The sequence below is a fragment of the Streptomyces sp. NPDC030296 genome, assembly GCF_055572815.1.
The window spans coordinates 50,341-62,984 of the sequence record NZ_JBVICQ010000002.1 but is presented as its reverse complement, the minus strand read 5'-3'; the positions used below and the strand labels follow the sequence as shown (position 1 = coordinate 62,984).

Sequence of the window (12,644 nt, the reverse complement as noted above, 5' to 3'; positions counted from 1 at the left end):
GCTTGGTCAGGCCGGCACGACGGCTGCGCCGACGCAGGGGCTGATCTACGCAGAGCGGAGGCCGGCCCGGCCTCGGCTCAGCCGCGTTCGTCCGGGCCGGGCCCGAAGCGGCTGACGCCGAGCCGGGTCCGGAGGCGGTCGGGCCGGAGCGGAGCGCGACACCCCGCCCGGCCCGGCCGGGTGTCAGCCGCCCAGCTCGGGGGCGTACGTGCCGAAGCTCCACACGTTGCCCTCGATGTCCCGGGCCATGTAGTCCCGTGAGCCGTAGTCCTGGTCCGTCGGGGGCATGAGGATCTCCACCCCGTGCTCCACGGCCCGGCGGTGGTGGGCGTCCACGTCGTCCACCACGACGTACACCCCGGCGGGGCCCGCGCCCTTCATCGCCGCGTCGAAGGCGCTGCCGGTGCCCCGGGAGCCGAGCATCACCACACCGTCGCCCTGTGCCAGCTCGGCGTGGTGGACCGTGCCGTCCTCGCCCTCGTACACCGACAGCTCCGTGAAGCCCAGCCCCGCCGTGAGCTGTGCGACGGCCGCCTTCGCGTCCGTGTACAGCAGTGTCGGACAGATGCTGGGACGTCCCTCGCTCTTGCCCGCCATACCGATCACGACCTCTCTGTCGCCCGGAACGCACACCGCTGCCCAGTTTCGCACCCGGCACCGACAACGCCCCGCCGGCCGACGGCCGTCGGGCGGCGCCGACCGGGCGCGGGCGGTGACCGAGACCACGTGATCCCTTGGGACGCGGGCGGAAAACCGCTTGCAGCCCCCCGTTAGAATCGGCCCATGGCCATTCTCCTCGCGCATTAGACGGCGGGAACGTCCTCAGCCGCCCACCCGCCACCCCAAGTCCGCCCCTGGAGTCTGTCCGTGATCTCCGCCTCCGGTATCGAGCTGCGCGCCGGTGCCCGCGTCCTCATCGAGTCCGCCACCTTCCGCGTCGCCAAGGGCGACCGCATCGGCCTGGTCGGCCGCAACGGCGCCGGCAAGACCACCCTCACCAAGGTCCTCGCCGGTGACGGCATCCCCGCCGCCGGCACCGTCACCCGCTCCGGCGAGGTCGGCTACCTCCCGCAGGACCCCCGCACCGGCGACCTCGACGTCCTGGCCCGCGACCGCATCCTGTCCGCCCGCGGCCTCGACGTCCTGATCCGCAAGATGCGGGACAACGAGCAGCGCATCGCCAGCGGCAAGGGCTCCACCCGCGAGAAGGCCCTCAAGCAGTACGAACGCCAGGAGACGGAGTTCCTCACCAAGGGCGGGTACGCCGCCGAGGCCGAGGCCGCCACCATCGCCGCCGCGCTCAACCTGCCCGACCGGGTGCTGGGCCAGCCCCTGCACACCCTCTCCGGCGGTCAGCGCCGCCGTATCGAGCTGGCCCGCATCCTGTTCTCCGACGCGGACACCCTGCTGCTCGACGAGCCGACCAACCACCTCGACGCCGACTCGATCGTCTGGCTGCGGGACTACCTCAAGAGCTACCGCGGCGGGTTCATCGTCATCAGCCACGACGTCGACCTGGTCGAGACCGTCGTGAACAAGGTGTTCTACCTGGACGCCAACCGCGCCCAGATCGACGTCTACAACATGGGCTGGAAGCTCTACCAGCAGCAGCGCGAGGCCGACGAGAAGCGTCGCAAGCGCGAGCGCGCCAACGCCGAGAAGAAGGCCGCCGCGCTGCACTCGCAGGCCGACAAGATGCGCGCGAAGGCGACCAAGACCGTCGCCGCGCAGAACATGGCCAAGCGGGCCGACAAGCTCCTCGCCGGCCTCGAAGCGGTGCGCATGCAGGACAAGGTCGCCAAGCTCCGCTTCCCCGAGCCCGCGCCCTGCGGCAAGACCCCGCTCACCGCCGAGGGCCTGTCGAAGTCGTACGGCTCGCTGGAGATCTTCACCGACGTCGACCTCGCCATCGACAAGGGCTCCCGCGTCGTCATCCTCGGCCTCAACGGCGCCGGGAAGACCACGCTGCTGCGTCTGCTCGGCGGCGTGGAGAAGCCCGACACCGGTGAGGTCATCGAGGGCCACGGCCTCAAGCTCGGTTACTACGCGCAGGAGCACGAGACCCTCGACCCGGACCGCACGGTCCTGGAGAACATGCGCTCCGCCGCCCCCGACATGGACCTCGTCGAGGTCCGCAAGGTGCTCGGCTCGTTCCTGTTCTCCGGCGACGACGTCGACAAGCCCGCCGGTGTCCTCTCCGGCGGTGAGAAGACCCGGCTCGCCCTCGCCACCCTGGTGGTGTCGTCGGCGAACGTCCTGCTGCTGGACGAGCCCACCAACAACCTCGACCCCGCCAGCCGTGAGGAGATCCTCGGGGCGCTGCGCACCTACAAGGGCGCGGTCGTCCTCGTCACCCACGACGAGGGCGCGGTGGAGGCGCTCCAGCCGGAGCGGATCATCCTCCTGCCGGACGGTGTCGAGGACCTGTGGGGCGCCGACTACGCCGACCTGGTGGCACTCGCCTGACCGGTTGGCCGTGCCGAAGGTCCGGCCGAACCGTTGATCAACGGCCTATGGATCATTCGGCCCATCGGTGATCCATCATCTGTGTGAGATCTCCTCGTACCGGGGTGTGTCGTACATGAATCTCGCGGCCGAGCCCCGCTGTGTGCAGGGCTCGGCCGTCGCGCGTCTCTGACCTGCCACTTCGCGAATCCACTCGTTCGGCCGTACGGACAAGCCCGTGCGGAATGACAGGTTCCGCTCGTGGGGACGTGCTCCTGTCGTCACAAGCTTGTCCCACGGACCTTGCCGAATGGGTGGCCATCACGCGCCAGAGGGGTGATCATGAGGAGACCAGAGCGCACTTCCCATGAGGAGGACCGGGTGGCCGAGACTCTGAAGAAGGGCAGCCGGGTTACCGGCGCCGCGCGCGACAAGCTCGCGGCAGACCTGAAGAAGAAGTACGACTCCGGTGCGAGCATTCGGGCGCTGGCCGAGGAAACCGGCCGCTCGTATGGCTTCGTACACCGGATGCTCAGCGAGTCGGGCGTCACGCTTCGAGGGCGTGGCGGCGCGACGCGCGGCAAGAAGGCCGCGTCGGCCTGACGCCGGGCGGCCCATCGGCTTCGATGGTGGCCACCCGGTCGGTCGTCTGATCGGCCGGGTGGTTACTGTGCAGTCACTTAGCTCTGCTCTGCTGACCGCACCCATCGGAGGCGCCCCATGGCTTCGCTCGAACCGCTGCTCGACAAGGACGGCGTACGGCTCACCGTCGACGACGCGATCGCCACGGTGACCCTGACCAACCCGGCCAAGCGCAACGCACAGAGCCCCGCTCTGTGGCGGGCGCTCGCCGAGGCCGGGCGGTCGGTGCCGGGCTCCGTCCGCGTTGTCCTGCTGCGGGCCGAGGGCAAGTCGTTCTCCGCCGGGCTCAACCGGCAGATGTTCACTCCCGAGGGCATCGAGGGCGAACCGTCGTTCATCGACCTCGCGCGTCGTGACGACGCCGCGCTCGACGCGACCATCGCCGAATACCAGGAGGCCTTCACCTGGTGGCGGCGGAACGACATCGTGTCCGTCGCCGCTGTGCAAGGACATGCCGTGGGCGCGGGTTTCCAGCTCGCGCTCGCCTGTGACCTGCGCGTTGTCGCGGACGACGTGCAGTTCGCCATGCTCGAGACCAGCCTGGGCCTCGTGCCCGACCTCACCGGCACGCATCCGCTGGTGAGCCTCGTCGGCTACGGCCGCGCACTGGAGATCTGCCTCACCGGACGCTTCGTCCAGGCGGAGGAGGCCCAGCGCATCGGCCTGGCCAACCTCGCCGTGCCCGCCGACCAACTGGACGACGCGGTACGCGACCTGGTCGCCGCGCTCGTCGCCGCGCCGCGCGACGCGGTCGTCGAGACCAAGGCGCTGCTGCGCGACGCCGCCGGCCGGGACTACGAGGAGCAGCGCGCCGCCGAGCGGGCCGCCCAGGCCCGCCGCCTGCGGGACCTCGCCGGCGTCGCGGAGTAACGGCGACCCACGCGCCGCCGAAGCGGTGGCCGACTCGGCCACCGAAGAGGGCGACTCGCCCGTACTGGCCGTAGAGAGCCCGACTGGCCGTAGAGGGAGCGACTCACTCGACCGCCGTGACGAGGACCGCCACCGACGGGTGGTCGGGAAGTGCCCCGCCCACCCTCGCGCGGACCTCGCGTGCGACGTCCGCGGCCCGTCTGCCCTCCGTCACCGTCACCGCCAGTTCGACGCGGACATGACGGCGGGGCAGCGCGGGCCCGGTGTCGATGTGGACCGCCCGCCCCGGACCGCCGAGGGCGCCGGTCAGACGACTCACCCCCGGAACGCCCAGAGCCGCGGCGGTCACCCGGGACTCCTCGCCGTCATCCGGCGGAACCGGTCGGCCGGGAGCACGGTCATCGGGCGGCACGGCCGTCGCGGGTGCGGCCGGCGGGGGTGGACCGCCGGGCTCGTCGGCCCCCAGCAGATCCGTCATCCGCAGATCGATCTCCGCCACCGCGAGACCCAGCCGTTCCACCGCGGCCTCGGCGAGACCCGCCCGCAGCCGGGCCGCCGTCACGGGGAACGGCTCGGCCGGCGGCACCGCCGAGGCGAGGAAGTCCGCGGTGACCCGCAGGGGGCCCGGCGGGAGGGCGCTCGGAGGAGCGGGAACGGCCGGGGTCTGCGCCTCGGCCGGCTCGGCGAGCGCGATCCGCAGGCTCCCGAGGCGCACCCCGCGCATCGAGGCCGTCGCGCGCCGCAGCACCGCTTCGGCCGCCGCCTCCGTGATCCACGCGCCGTCATGCGGGCCGCCCAGGGGGAGCACCCGGCCCAGGCCCAGCTGCTGTCGTACCGCGTTGGTCCAGCCCTCCGCCGTCATTCCTCCAGACTGCCGCATTCCCGGCGCAAGGTGCCGCAACCCGGCTTAATGTGGGCAAGGAGGACAACTGGAAGGAACGTGCGCCATGAGCGACATCACGGAGCGGAACCGGACGGAGGGCCCCGACACCACCAAGGACCCGGCGCCCGGACAGACCGGTGGCCGCAAGGCCGTACGGCGCGGCGGCGGCGACCCGGCGACGCGGGGGCGCACGACCATCGCCGACGGCGTCGTCGAGAAGATCGCCGGACTCGCGGCACGCGACGTACTCGGTGTACACACCATGGGCAGCGGGATGTCCCGGACCTTCGGCGCCGTCCGCGACCGGGTGCCCGGCGGCTCGAAAGCCGTCACCCGGGGAGTGAACGCCGAGGTCGGCGAGGTGCAGACCGCCCTGGACCTGGAGATCGTCGTCGACTACGGCGTGTCCATCTCCGATGTCACCCACGCCGTGCGCGAGAACGTCATCGCCGCCGTCGAGCGGATGACGGGCCTGGAGGTCGTCGAGGTCAACATCGCCGTCAGCGACGTGAAGCTGCCGGAGGACGAGGAGGAGGAGTCGGAGACCCGGCTGCAGTGACAGGAGCGTCCGACCCCCTAGGAGTACAGCATGAGTCTGGCCCTGATCGGCATGATCGCCGGGATGGCGCTGGCCTTCGCCGGATACTTCGGCGGATTCGGTGCCTTTGTGTTGGTGGCGGCGCTGGGCGCCGTCGGCTTCGTCGTCGGCCGGTTCCTGGAGGGGGACCTGGACCTCGGCGACCTCTTCCGTCCGCGTGACGACCGACGCCGATGACCCTCGCCGACAGCGGCCGCGCCACGGGGACGCCCGTCGCGCCCGCGGAACGCGGCGCGACCCGCATCGCCGACCGCGTCGTCGCGAAGATCGCCGGCCAGGCGGCGCGCGAGGCACTGGGAGCACCGCCGCCGGACTCCGCGCCCCCCAACGCGACGGTCGTCGTCCATCGTGAGACCGCGCGCGTCCGCGTCGCCCTCGAACTCCCTTACCCCTCCGACATCGGTGGCCAATGCGCTGCGGTGCGTCGCCACGTCATGGAGCGGGTAGGGACGTTGGCGGGAATGCACGTATCGGACGTGGCCGTCCAGGTCGAACGGCTGCACCTGGCGCACGCACACGACGCGGCACAGGGGAGGACGCGATGAGCGAACCCCGGAGCTCCGACGGCAGCACGCAACGCCTGCCCGTCATCGAGAAGACCGACGAGACACCCCCCGGCCAGGGGCCGGACGGACCGGATCAGTCCGCGTCGGCCGCCGCCTACGACCCGCCGACCGCCGTCGAGGACGGGCACGGGGGCGACCGGCGCTTCTGGTCCGCGCGCCGTGTCCCCGCCGGCATCCTCGCCCTGCTGCTCCTGGCGGGCGCGGGCCTCCTCCTGTACGACATCGCCGCCGTTCGCGCCGACCGGCCCGCCATGGCCTGGCGCCGCTCCCTGGCCAGGGAACTCGCCGAGCGCCCCCTCGACGACGTCTGGGTGCTGACCGGCGCCGGGGTCGCCGCCGTCCTCGGCCTCTGGCTGCTCCTGCTGGCCGCCACCCCCGGTCTGCGGGACGTGCTGCCGATGCGCCGCCTCGACCCCCACGTCCGGGCGGGCCTGCACCGGCCCGCCGCCGCGCTGGTGCTGCGCGACCGGGCCATGGAGGTGTCGGGAGTGCAGTCCGTACGGGTCCGTGTCGGCCGGAAGAGGGTCGACGTCCGCGCGGTGTCCCACTTCCGGGAACTCGACGAGGTCCGGGCCGACCTCGACGCCACGCTCACCGACGGCATCCGGGGCCTGGGCCTCGCCCGGCCGCCCGCCCTGTCCGTGCACGTACGGCGCCCCGGCCGGAAGGGGTGACACCATGCTGCGGACCGTGAACAGGGTGCTGCTCGGGATCATCGGCCTGGTGCTCCTCGTGATCGGCGGCGCCGTACTCGCCGTCGGGCTCGGTCTGGAACCCCCGTCCTGGTGGATCCACGACGGGCGGCACGACGTGCTGCTCAGCCAGGCCGAGCGCACCCGGTGGCGCGGCGAGGGCTGGTGGTGGCCCACCGTCATCGCGGTGCTCGCCCTGCTGGTGCTGCTCGCCCTGTGGTGGCTGACCGCCGTACTGCGCCGTCACCGGCTCACCGAGGTCCTCGTCGACACCGGCGACGGCGAGGGCGCGCTGCTGCGGGGCCGCGCCCTGGAGGGCGTCCTGACCACGGAGGCCGCCCGGCTGGACGGCGTCGAACGGGCCCACGCCCATCTCACCGGCCGCCGCAACGCCCCCGAGGCCCGGCTCCGCGCCCGCCTCCAACCCCACGCGCACCCCGCCGACACCCTGCACCGCCTGACCACCGAGGCCGTGGCGCACGCCAGGGACTCGGCGGGCCTGGCGGCGCTGCCGGCGGAGGTCAGACTGCGCGGGGTCAAACACCGAGCGGAACGCGTGAGCTGACGAAGCCCCGCATGTCACCGAAACCCCGACGAACCGAGACCCCGGCGAGGAGTCAGAAGCCGTGCCGCATGCCGCCGTCGACCGGCAGCATGAGGCCCGTCAGATAGGACGCGGCCGGGGAAAGCAGGAACGCCGCCGTCCGCCCGAACTCCTCCGGCCGCCCGTACCGCCGCAGCGGGATCCGCGACTCGTGCGCGGCGCGCGTGGCCTCCGGGTCGGCCGACATCCCGTCCAGCTCCCGCACCCGGTCCGTGTCGATCCGGGCCGGCAGCAGTCCCACGACCCGGATCCCGCGCGGCCCCAGCTCGTCAGCGAGCGACTTGGCGAAGCCGGCCAGACCCGGCCGCAGACCGTTGGAGATCGTCAGACCGGGGATCGGTTCGTGCACCGACCCGGACAGCACGAACCCGATGACACCGCCCTCGCCCAGCTCCTCGGCGGCGGCCCGCGCCAGCCGGACCGCGCCCAGGAAAACCGACTCGAACGCGGCGGTCCACTGTTCGTCCGTGTTGTCCGCGACGAAACCGGGCGCGGGCCCGCCCACGCTGACGAGGACACCGTCGAACCGCCCGAACCGCTCGCGGGCGACGGCGATGAGACGGCCGGCGGTCTCCGGGTCGGCGTTGTCGGCGGCCACCCCCACCGCGTTCGGCCCGAGCGCGGCCGCCGCCTCGACCACGCTTTCCTCCTCGCGGCCGGTCACGACCACCTTCGCGCCGTCGGCGACGAGTTCCCGCGCCGCCGCGTTGCCCAGCCCGCGGGTCGCGCCGGTGACGATGTAGACACGGTCCTTCAGCCCAAGATCCATGGCCCTATCCTGCCTCGTCGCCGTCGAACAGGGCGAGGGCGGTGCCCACCAGACCGACATGGCTGAACGCCTGCGGGAAGTTCCCCAGCTGGCGGCCCGCGACCGGGTCGTACTCCTCGGCGAGCAGCCCCACGTCGTTGGTGAGCCCCAGCAGCCGCTCGAACAGCTCGCGGGCCTCCTTCGTGCGGCCGGTCAGATGCAGGGCGTCGGCGAGCCAGAACGAACACACCAGGAACGTGCCCTCGCTGCCCGGCAGCCCGTCCACGGACGCCGTCGAGGAGAGGTGGTCGGCGCTGTAGCGGCGCACGAACCCGTCGTGGCACAGCTCCTCACGGATCGCGTCGACGGTGCCGACGACCCGGGGGTCGTCCGCCGGCAGGAAGCCCATCCGGGGGATGAGCAGCAGCGACGCGTCGAGTTCGCGGGAGCCGTACGACTGGGTGAACGTGTTGCGTTCGGCGTCGTAGCCGCGGGCGCAGACCTCGTGGTGGATCTCGTCCCGCAGCGCGCGCCAGCCGTCGAGGTCGCCGGACAGCTCCGGGTCGTCCTCCAGGGTGCGCACCGCCCGGTCGGCGGCCGCCCAGGACATCACCTTGGAGTGCGTGAAGTGCCGGCGCGGCCCGCGCACCTCCCACAGCCCCTCGTCGGGCTCGCGCCACACCGACCGCAGGTACTCCATCAGGGTGCACTGCATCCGCCACATCTGGGGCTTCGCGGGCAGCCCCGAACGCCGGGACAGGGTCACGGAGTCCATGACCTCGCCGTACACGTCGAGCTGCCTCTGCTGGATGGCGTCGTTGCCGATGCGGACGGGGCGGGAGTTCTCGTAGCCGGCCAGCCACGGCAGTTCGTACTCGGGCAGGCGCCGTTCACCGGCCAGGCCGTACATGATCCGCAGGTCCGCCGGGTCGCCGGCGACCGCGCGCAGCAGCCAGTCGCGCCAGGCCTCGGCCTCCTGCTGGTAGCCGCAGGCCAGCAGGGCGCCGAGGGTGAGGGTGGAGTCGCGCAGCCAGCAGTGGCGGTAGTCCCAGTTGCGCACCCCGCCGATCTCCTCGGGGAGCGAGGTGGTGGCGGCCGCGACGATCCCGCCGGTGGGTTCGTAGGTGAGGGCCTTGAGGGTGATCAGGGAGCGGACCACCTCGTCCCGGTACGGCCCGTCGTAGCGGCAGTGCGCCGCCCAGGCCCGCCAGTCGTGCACGCTCGTGCGCAGCGACTCGTACGGGTCGACCAGGCGGGGGCGCGGCTCGTGCGAGGGGTGCCAGGTGAGGACGAACGCGATCTTCTCGCCCGGTTCCACGGTGAACTCGGCGTAGGTGGCGCGGTCCTCGCTCCAGGTGCGCACCTCGGGCTCGCTGCGCAGCCAGACCGAGTCCGGGCCCGCGACCGCCACCCGGTGGCCGTCGGACCGGCGCATCCAGGGGACGGCGGAGCCGTAGTCGAAGCGGAGGCGGATCGTGGAGCGGACGGTCACCCGGCCCGCCAGGCCCTCGACGACCCGGACGACGTCGGGGGCGCGGTCGCGCTGGGGCATGAAGTCGGTCACGCGGACCGCGCCGTCGTTCGTCTCCCACTCGGTGTCCAGGACCAGCGTGTCCTTGCGGTACGCGCGCCGCGTACAGGTCCCGGCGCCGGTCGGCGCGATCCGCCAGTGCCCGTTCTCCTCGGTGCCGAGCAGCGCGGCGAAGCAGGCCGCCGAGTCGAACCGGGGCAGGCACAGCCAGTCGATCGAGCCCCGGTTGCTCACCAGGGCGGCCGTCTGGTGGTCACCGATCAGCGCGTAGTCCTCTATTCGGGGGTGCACGGAAGCCGGGTTCCCTGAGCAGGGGATGATCAGTCCCACGGAATGCGGCACGCGGGGCGCACGGTCGTCGCCGGCCCTCGCGCTCAGCCCGGCCCGGTGCCCGCCGTCGTGCCGCCCACCCCCGAGAAGATCACGCCGGGGCTCGACGGGGTCTGGTTGAGGACCCAGAGGCCGATCAGGGTGGCCAGCGCGAACACGACCATGATCAGCACCGCGAGGACGAGCCGGCGGCGGCGTTCGCGGCGGAGCCAGTCGCCGCGGGCCGTGCGGTAGGCGTCGGGGGCCGCGTGGACGCCGCCCGCGAGCGCGGCGAGCGCCTCCTCCAGTTCCCGCTCGGTGCGGTCCCGGCCGGTGTCGTTGCCGGTGGTGTCGTTCATCGCCGGGCCTCCATCGCCTGGGTCAGGGCGGCGAGGCCGCGTGCGGTGTGGGTCTTGACCGAGCCGCAGGAGATCCCCATCGCGGCGGCGATCTCGCTCTCCTTCAGCCCCAGCCAGTGGCGCAGCACGAGCGCCTCCCGCTGCCGGGCGGGCAGCTGCTGGAGCGCGCCGATCAGCACCCGCTGGTCGTCGTGGAGCAGGGCCGTGCTCTCGGCGGAGGCGACCGCCTCGTCCGGCGGGGTCTCCGTGTGCCTGCGGACGACCTGGAGGTGCCGTATCCGCATCCGGGTGAGGTTGCAGACCGTGGAGCGCAGATACGCCTCGGCCGCCTCGGCGTCCTTCAGGCGCCGCCACTTGCGGTAGATCTGGTAGTACGCCTCGGCCACCACGTTCTCGGGGTCGTCGGCGCCCAGCAGGACCGCGAGCCGCAGCATCGAGGAGTAGTGCAGCTCGAACAGCCGGGCGACACCGGCTTCGCGCTCCACGTCGACCGGGTCGCTCGCGGCGGGGGCGAGGGGCTCGCCCGGCCGCGTCGGCCGCGGCACCAGCGGTTCGACGGCCGCCGGGGGCCGTACGCCGCCTCCCTGCGGACCGTCGGCGGGGGCCGTCGGCGGTGGCACCGGCACGCTCATGTGGTGTCTGCGTCTCACGGGTTGCTCGCTCCCGTCTCGGGGCGCCGCCTGACCATCAGGCGGGACGGTAGGTCGGTCACGTCGGCGCCGCGCGGGACACCGAGCCGTTCGAGGATCGCGGTGGCGGCCACCGCCACGGTCAGGTTCACCAGGAGGGCGAGCAGGCCGGCGTAGACCTCCAGCGAGCCGCCGCCCAGCAGTACGATCGAGGAGAACCCCTCCCGCACCACCAGGAACGTGCCGGTCACCATGCCGACGGCCCACCCGGTGAGCAGCGCCCGGGGATGCAGCCGCCCGGTGAAGAGGCCGACCGCCACCGCCGGGAAGATCTGCAGGATCCACACCCCGCCCAGCAGCTGGAGGTTGATGGCGTCCTGGTCGCGCAGCCCGAACACGAACGCCACCGCTCCCAGCTTCGCGGTCAGCGACACCGCCTTGGCGATCCGCACCTGCCGCTTCGGTGTGGCGGTGGGCTGGAAGTACTCCACGTACACATTGCGGACGAAGCCGGTGGCGGCCGCGATCGACATCACCGCCGCCGGGACCAGCGCGCCCACGGTGATCGCCCCGAACACCAGCCCGGCCAGCGGCCCCGGCATCAGCCGGTCCACCAGCATCGGGACGGCCGCCTCGGCGCCGCCCTCCGGTGCCCGCACCCCGGTCGCGAGCGCCGCGACGCCGAGGAAACCGAAGAGGGCGAGCAGCCCGGTCCAGGCGGGCAGGGCCACCGTGACCTTGCGGACGGTGCGCGGGCCGTCGGCGGCGAACCCGGCGGTCAGGACGTGCGGGTACATCAGCAGGGCGAGCGCCGAGCCCAGCGCGAGCGTGGCGTAGGCGGGCTGCTGCTCGGGGGAGAGGAGCAGGGCCGGTCCGCCGAGCCGCTCCGCCGCCCCGTCGAACACCGGGCCCGGACCGCCGAACCGGCGCAGGACCAGCCAGCACACGGCGGTCAGCGACACGAAGACGGCCACCGCCTTCAGCGCCGAGATCACGGCGGGCGCCCGCAGCCCGTGCCGGTACGTCGCCACGGCGAGCCCCGCGAACAGCGCCACCATCACCAGATCACCGGCCGCGCCCTTCGGGTAGACGCCCCCGGCCGTCAGCACCGCGCGGATGCCGAGCAGCTGCAGCGCCAGATACGGCATCGTCGCGAGGATCCCGGTCAGCGCCACCACCAGCGCGAGCGGCGCCGAACCGTACCGGCCGCGCACGAAGTCCCCGGCCGTCACATAGCCGTGGCGCCGGGCCACCTCCCACAGCCGGGTCAGCAGCACGAAGGCCAGCGGGCAGACGATCACCGTGTACGGCACCGCGAAGAACGCGGGCGCCCCGTTGCCGTAGGCCAGGCCGGGCACGGCGGTGAACGTGTACGCCGTGAAGATGGTGCCGCCGAGCAGCAGCCAGGTCCACACGGGGCCGAGGGAGCGGTCGGCCAGCGCCCAGCCCTCCAGGGACGGCAGCCGGTCGGTGGGGCGCAGCCGGCGCGCGGTGACGGCGAGCAGCGACGCTCCGCCGATCACGGCGAGGAACGTCGCGGTCATGGCAGCGTCCGCCATGGTTCACCGTCCTTGGTGTGCCTGGCCCCGCACCGTCCCGAGGTGCCGCGCCGCCTTTGGCGCGCCGGGGGGCCTTCACGCGGTAGTTGCGTGGACCGCCGCTTCGGTTGACCGGTGACCGGAGGAAATTTCGCGGAATCTCGTGGAAATTCGCTGTCAACCGATCCGAGCGGGTGGGCAACTCTTGCACAGACCCACAGGAAGCGGGA

15 protein-coding genes are annotated in these 12,644 nt (G+C 72.8%); 8 read left to right on the top strand and 7 right to left on the bottom strand.

Features of this window, described 5'->3' with window-relative positions; genetic code table 11:
* Positions 1–183: 183 nt before the first annotated feature.
* The gene (locus tag ACZ4Z3_RS04230; protein ID WP_099968682.1) at positions 184–597 is read right to left on the bottom strand and encodes a VOC family protein; all 414 of its coding nucleotides are present in this window, start codon (positions 595–597) and stop codon (positions 184–186) included.
* Between the two features lie 270 nt (positions 598–867).
* On the opposite strand from ACZ4Z3_RS04230, the gene ACZ4Z3_RS04225 reads away from it, so the two are divergent.
* The 3 genes from ACZ4Z3_RS04225 to ACZ4Z3_RS04215 all read left to right on the top strand — a co-directional run bounded on the left by ACZ4Z3_RS04225 (position 868) and on the right by ACZ4Z3_RS04215 (position 3,957).
* Entirely contained in the window at positions 868–2,466 is a 1,599-nt protein-coding gene (locus tag ACZ4Z3_RS04225) for an ABC-F family ATP-binding cassette domain-containing protein (protein WP_468499591.1), read from the top strand.
* A 360-nt stretch (positions 2,467–2,826) separates the two neighbouring features.
* Entirely contained in the window at positions 2,827–3,048 is a 222-nt protein-coding gene (locus tag ACZ4Z3_RS04220) for a helix-turn-helix domain-containing protein (protein ID WP_006123601.1), read from the top strand.
* Positions 3,049–3,165: 117 nt separating this feature from the next.
* The gene (locus ACZ4Z3_RS04215; protein ID WP_468499590.1) at positions 3,166–3,957 is read left to right on the top strand and encodes an enoyl-CoA hydratase/isomerase family protein; all 792 of its coding nucleotides are present in this window, start codon (positions 3,166–3,168) and stop codon (positions 3,955–3,957) included.
* 103 nt (positions 3,958–4,060) lie between these two features.
* On the opposite strand, the gene ACZ4Z3_RS04210 is transcribed toward ACZ4Z3_RS04215, so the two are convergent.
* Positions 4,061–4,819 (bottom strand): Asp23/Gls24 family envelope stress response protein, encoded by a 759-nt coding sequence (locus tag ACZ4Z3_RS04210; protein ID WP_468499589.1) that lies wholly within the window; start codon positions 4,817–4,819, stop codon positions 4,061–4,063.
* Between the two features lie 85 nt (positions 4,820–4,904).
* On the opposite strand from ACZ4Z3_RS04210, the gene ACZ4Z3_RS04205 reads away from it, so the two are divergent.
* The 5 genes from ACZ4Z3_RS04205 to amaP are packed head-to-tail and all read left to right on the top strand — an operon-like array spanning position 4,905 to position 7,261.
* Positions 4,905–5,399 (top strand): Asp23/Gls24 family envelope stress response protein, encoded by a 495-nt coding sequence (locus ACZ4Z3_RS04205; RefSeq protein WP_468499588.1) that lies wholly within the window; start codon positions 4,905–4,907, stop codon positions 5,397–5,399.
* Positions 5,400–5,429: 30 nt separating this feature from the next.
* Entirely contained in the window at positions 5,430–5,615 is a 186-nt protein-coding gene (locus tag ACZ4Z3_RS04200) for a hypothetical protein (protein WP_468499587.1), read from the top strand.
* Positions 5,612–5,983: an Asp23/Gls24 family envelope stress response protein gene (locus ACZ4Z3_RS04195; protein ID WP_468499586.1), complete on the top strand. Its 372-nt coding sequence runs from the start codon at positions 5,612–5,614 to the stop codon at positions 5,981–5,983. The genes ACZ4Z3_RS04200 and ACZ4Z3_RS04195 overlap by 4 nt, the downstream gene beginning before the upstream one ends.
* A complete protein-coding gene (locus ACZ4Z3_RS04190) occupies positions 5,980–6,678 on the top strand; it encodes a DUF6286 domain-containing protein (RefSeq protein ID WP_468499585.1) in 699 nt (232 codons plus the stop codon). Before ACZ4Z3_RS04195 ends, ACZ4Z3_RS04190 begins: the two co-directional genes overlap by 4 nt.
* A 4-nt stretch (positions 6,679–6,682) precedes the next feature.
* Positions 6,683–7,261: an alkaline shock response membrane anchor protein AmaP gene (gene amaP, locus ACZ4Z3_RS04185; RefSeq protein ID WP_468499584.1), complete on the top strand. Its 579-nt coding sequence runs from the start codon at positions 6,683–6,685 to the stop codon at positions 7,259–7,261.
* Positions 7,262–7,313: 52 nt separating this feature from the next.
* On the opposite strand, the gene ACZ4Z3_RS04180 is transcribed toward amaP, so the two are convergent.
* The 5 genes from ACZ4Z3_RS04180 to ACZ4Z3_RS04160 form a co-directional block, all read right to left on the bottom strand.
* Positions 7,314–8,069 (bottom strand): SDR family oxidoreductase, encoded by a 756-nt coding sequence (locus ACZ4Z3_RS04180; RefSeq protein ID WP_468499583.1) that lies wholly within the window; start codon positions 8,067–8,069, stop codon positions 7,314–7,316.
* A 4-nt stretch (positions 8,070–8,073) separates the two neighbouring features.
* On the bottom strand, positions 8,074–9,870 hold the full coding sequence (locus ACZ4Z3_RS04175; RefSeq protein ID WP_468499582.1) for a glycoside hydrolase family 15 protein: 1,797 nt from the start codon (positions 9,868–9,870) through the stop codon (positions 8,074–8,076).
* 83 nt (positions 9,871–9,953) lie between these two features.
* Positions 9,954–10,247 carry a hypothetical protein gene (locus ACZ4Z3_RS04170; protein WP_055712401.1) on the bottom strand — a complete coding sequence of 98 codons (294 nt, stop codon included), beginning with the start codon at positions 10,245–10,247 and terminating at the stop codon, positions 9,954–9,956.
* Positions 10,244–10,897 carry a SigE family RNA polymerase sigma factor gene (locus ACZ4Z3_RS04165; RefSeq protein ID WP_468499581.1) on the bottom strand — a complete coding sequence of 218 codons (654 nt, stop codon included), beginning with the start codon at positions 10,895–10,897 and terminating at the stop codon, positions 10,244–10,246. The genes ACZ4Z3_RS04170 and ACZ4Z3_RS04165 overlap by 4 nt, the downstream gene beginning before the upstream one ends.
* Positions 10,894–12,435: a sodium:solute symporter family protein gene (locus ACZ4Z3_RS04160; RefSeq protein WP_468499580.1), complete on the bottom strand. Its 1,542-nt coding sequence runs from the start codon at positions 12,433–12,435 to the stop codon at positions 10,894–10,896. Before ACZ4Z3_RS04160 ends, ACZ4Z3_RS04165 begins: the two co-directional genes overlap by 4 nt.
* Positions 12,436–12,644: the final 209 nt, after the last annotated feature.